General features: G+C 35.2%; 4 protein-coding genes and 1 pseudogene. 3 read left to right on the plus strand and 2 right to left on the minus strand.

The features are described 5' to 3' along the window. The 3 genes and pseudogenes from IJ535_RS07410 to IJ535_RS07420 form a co-directional block, all read left to right on the plus strand. Window positions 1-204: pseudogene (locus IJ535_RS07410) on the plus strand (hypothetical protein); the annotation flags it as partial. Between the two features lie 36 nt (window positions 205-240). Beyond that, the gene (locus tag IJ535_RS07415; protein WP_294300784.1) at window positions 241-531 is read left to right on the plus strand and encodes a hypothetical protein; all 291 of its coding nucleotides are present in this window, start codon (window positions 241-243) and stop codon (window positions 529-531) included. Between the two features lie 292 nt (window positions 532-823). Next, a complete protein-coding gene (locus IJ535_RS07420; RefSeq protein ID WP_294300787.1) occupies window positions 824-1,702 on the plus strand; it encodes an Rpn family recombination-promoting nuclease/putative transposase in 879 nt (292 codons plus the stop codon). 318 nt (window positions 1,703-2,020) lie between these two features. On the opposite strand, the gene IJ535_RS07425 is transcribed toward IJ535_RS07420, so the two are convergent. Then, window positions 2,021-2,764 (minus strand): nucleoside/nucleotide kinase family protein, encoded by a 744-nt coding sequence (locus IJ535_RS07425; protein ID WP_294300790.1) that lies wholly within the window; start codon window positions 2,762-2,764, stop codon window positions 2,021-2,023. Window positions 2,765-2,778: 14 nt separating this feature from the next. Beyond that, window positions 2,779-3,062 (minus strand): MGMT family protein (locus tag IJ535_RS07430; RefSeq protein WP_294300792.1); only part of this gene is annotated, 284 nt, incomplete at its 5' end.

Genomic DNA, 3,062 nt, shown 5'->3' on the forward strand with positions numbered 1-3,062 from the left:
ACGCTTGTTAGCTCTATTAATGGCTACCGAATGAAATATTGTGGAAATGCCATAGGAAGTTTAGCTGATTATTATGGATATGTGGAAGGCACTCCAAGCGTAACAATAGAAATAGGCACTGCCAATCCAGTACCTATCTCTCAATTTTCAAATATTTATGATAGAAATGTTATGGTTTTGCCTATAATTGCTAGCTTATATTAAGCTTGCCATAAGCAGCCAATATAAGAGGTGAAAGGTATGAATAAAAACAATGATAAGAGCAAATTAATTATAATATATTGCGTTGCATTAACTCTCGGTGTGTGTTCCATTATAGCAATGATAATGCAAAATGTTTGGATAGCACTGCTATCGTTTCTTGCACTGATACTATACTCAAAAAAGCATAGCCGTGATTCAGAAATAATCATTGCAGATTTCAGAAACGAAAAAAATAAGCCGAAGGCTTTCCTACTTAGCGCAATCATAAAGTGCGTACCTTACATAGTAGGAATATTATTGGGTGTTTTACTTTTTTATACATGGTAAAATTCTAGATGTAGAGATGGCTTTAAGATTTTCTCAACTAAATTAATGTAGTCTTTTCTTAATCAAATTAGGTCATGCCGGAGTAGCCAGCTACAACATAGGAATATTATTCTATATAAATACTGAAGAGTTTCCCGCACTAAAGTTATTATGTTTGTATATATTTCAATATTTATCTATTGCATAACTATGACATTGATGTTATACTCCTATAGTCGTTTCGACATTCATGTTAGAATCCTAAAAAATTCCCACAAGAAATATTAAATTAGTACGGAGGATAATAAACTTATTGACAAAAAAATATGATTACCCCACCAAGGGAAATCTTGTTGTGCCTATGACAAATGATTATTTGTTCAAAGCACTTTTACAGGAGAATGAGCATGTGTTAAAGGGTCTGCTGTGCTCTTTGTTACACATGGAAGAAAATGAAATCAAATCTACAGAAATCACAAACAGCATCAAGCTTGGAGAGTCATTTACTGATAAGACATTTTTACTAGATGTAATGATAATGCTTAACAATTCCAAATCCATTAATCTGGAGATGCAGGTCATAAATTTTGACAACTGGACGGAGCGTTCACTAGCTTATTTAGGTCGAGAGTTTTCTAAGATTCTAAAGGGAGCCAACTACGAGGATGCAATCCCTGTTCATCAAATCGGAATTCTTAATTTTACACTCTTTAAAGATTATCCACTTTTTTACTCCACTTACATGATGCAAGAACTAAAAAATCACAACATCTATAGTGACAAATTTGCCTTATCCGTGTTAGACTTAACTCAGATAGACAAAGCAACTGAGGAGGACAAGTCCTACAGGCTAGACCACTGGGCTCGACTTTTCAGTGCTAAAACTTGGGAAGATTTACATTCACTTGCAAAGGAGAATCCTATTATGGCTGAAGCTACTAGCACAATCAATAGATTAACTGAAGATGAACTAGTTCGCGAAGCCTGCTTTAGGCGTGATGAACAGTTGGCGCATGAGGCGAATATGCTGAAAAAGATTGAACGTCAAGCCGAGGAATTGATTAAAGATAAAGCTATCATTGCGGAGAAGGATAATACTATTGCTGAAAAGGATAGTGCACTAGCTCAGAATAAGGCTACTATTGCAAACTTAGAAGCTCTCGTCTCTGAATTGCAAAAGCAACTTAACTAGGCTAGCAAAACTTAGTTAGTAACACTAATAATCATCTTGTGGGAATTGGGATTTAACAATGTAAGGTTTGTTATATCAGAAATATTCTAGTAAACTGGTAGGATTTACATCTCTCTCTCCTTAAGCGGAAGAAGCTACACCCCTTCATCTGCTTAAGGATGTTTATTTTTATAGCAACTACCCTTCTTGAACTGGCAGCATAATTTTAAGCTTGAACCAACCATCTTCAACCTTTGCGGTCATAAATCCATTTTTATTAAATAAATCTTTAAATTTTATATTACCCCAATATATAATTGATTCTCTATTCTATTTGCTTCATGAGGAATAATCTCCATCAGCTGAAATATGCAATGTGAGATTTGCAGGCATTGAATAATTTAAAACAGTTCTGACGTTTCGCATATCAGAATACTCAACAAATTGCTTTGCCTCTTCTAGTGTAGCAACAGTTCTGGCTTTGCGCTCTACAAGACGATTATAAAGCATATCCTCATCCCCACTAAGAAAAATAGTATAATCTGCATAATTAGAGAGGTCGCACCAACCATCTTCGTTTAGAAGTAAATAATTGCCTTCAAGTAATACAATGTTTTTGTCTATAGTAATTACATTATCAATAGGATTATGAAGGTTTCTGTCATAGATAGGCCACTTGCAGATAGGTTTTTCCTTAATTTGTTTTACGCGGCTACGTAATTTGTCTAGGTCAAAGGTAATTGGGGCACCATTGATTTTTACCATTGGAATGACTTCGCCATCAAGCTCAATTGTATGGTTTAGTAAGTAATCTTGATAATGATGAAAGCCATCCATGCCAATAGCCTGAATTTCTTCTAAAGAAGGGTTATTCTTTGATAAATATTCTAGAAAGCTTAATAATGTGCTCTTCCCTGCTCCCGGAGGTGCAGCTAGCATCACTAAAATACGCTCCCTCTTTTTATGATAAAGCTCAGTTAAATCTTTAAGTAGAGGAAGAAAAATTTCATTTATTGTCCTTTGGTTATATTGGGCATTTACCAGCAAACCATTTATTTCTACATTGTAATCCATAGAATTCATCAATTCTCCCTAAATTATTCTTCTCCCCAATAATCCCATTGGAACTGTTTTAAATCAACTTTACCGTCAATGACAGTTACACCTTCTGATTCAAGTATCTCCGCTTGCTTCCAAGCTCCTCCGAAGGCATATTCACCAGCAAGCTCTCCTTTAGTATTTACTACTCTATGACAAGGAATTGTAGTAGAGTCAGGATTTTTATGCAAAGCATTTCCAACAGCTCTGGCCATCTTTTTATCACCAGCAACTGATGCAACCTGACCGTAAGTTGCCACCTTTCCTTTTTGTATCTTTGTCT

Source organism: Pseudobutyrivibrio sp. (assembly GCF_017471675.1).
Classification (GTDB): Bacteria; Bacillota; Clostridia; order Lachnospirales; family Lachnospiraceae; genus Pseudobutyrivibrio.